Origin of the sequence: Streptococcus infantis, assembly GCF_047460825.1 — a bacterium.
GTDB lineage: Bacteria > Bacillota > Bacilli > Lactobacillales > Streptococcaceae > Streptococcus > Streptococcus infantis_V.
The window spans coordinates 1-898 of sequence record NZ_JASHFO010000070.1 but is presented as its reverse complement, the minus strand read 5'-3'; the positions used below and the strand labels follow the sequence as shown (position 1 = coordinate 898).

Annotated in this window: 1 protein-coding gene; it reads left to right on the top strand. The window is 36.7% G+C overall.

Going from position 1 to position 898, the window contains the following annotated elements; all coding sequences use genetic code 11:
- A partial coding sequence (locus tag QM911_RS09845) for an IS3 family transposase (RefSeq protein ID WP_414313879.1) occupies positions 1-865 on the top strand: 865 nt, incomplete at its 5' end.
- Positions 866-898 lie beyond the last annotated feature (33 nt).

The following is an 898-nucleotide window of genomic DNA, read 5'->3' as shown; positions in this document are numbered from 1 at the left end:
AGAAAGAAGAAAGACGGAAATTGTTCGAGAATTAATCGCTGATTTTTCGTTAGATATTCTTCTAAAAGCCATTAAACTCGCTCGTTCTACCTACTACTATCACTTGAAACAGCTAAACAAACCAGATCAGGATCAAGAGATTAAAGCTGAAATTCAATCCATTTTTACCGAACACAAAGGAAATTACGGATATCGTCGAATTCATTTAGAATTAAGAAATCGTGGTTATGTAGTCAATCATAAAAGAGTTCAACGCTTGATGAAAGTACTCAATTTACAAGCTAAAATGCGACAGAAACGCAAGTATTCTTCTCATAAAGGAGACGTTGGCAAGAAAGCAGATAACCTCATTCAACGTCAATTTGAAGGCTCTAAACCAATGGAAAAGTGCTACACAGATGTGACAGAGTTTGCCATTCCATCAAGCAGTCAAAAGCTCTATTTATCGCCAGTTTTGGATGGCTTTAATAGCGAAATTATCGCCTATAATCTTTCTAGGTCACCGAACTTAGCACAAGTAAAGACGATGTTAGAACAAGCCTTCTCAGAGGAATACTACGAGAATACTATTCTCCATAGTGACCAGGGCTGGCAATACCAACACAATTCTTATCATCAGTTCTTAGAGAGTAGGGGGATTCAGCCATCCATGTCACGTAAGGGTAACAGCACAGACAATGGCATGATGGAATCTTTCTTTGGTATTTTGAAATCCGAAATGTTTTATGGCTATGAGAAGACCTTCCAATCACTTAACCAATTGGAACAGGCTATTGTAGACTATATTGATTATTACAACAACAAACGAATTAAGGTAAAACTAAAAGGACTTAGTCCTGTGCAGTACAGAACTAAATCCTTTTAATAATTATTTGTCTAACTTTTTGGGGTCAGTACA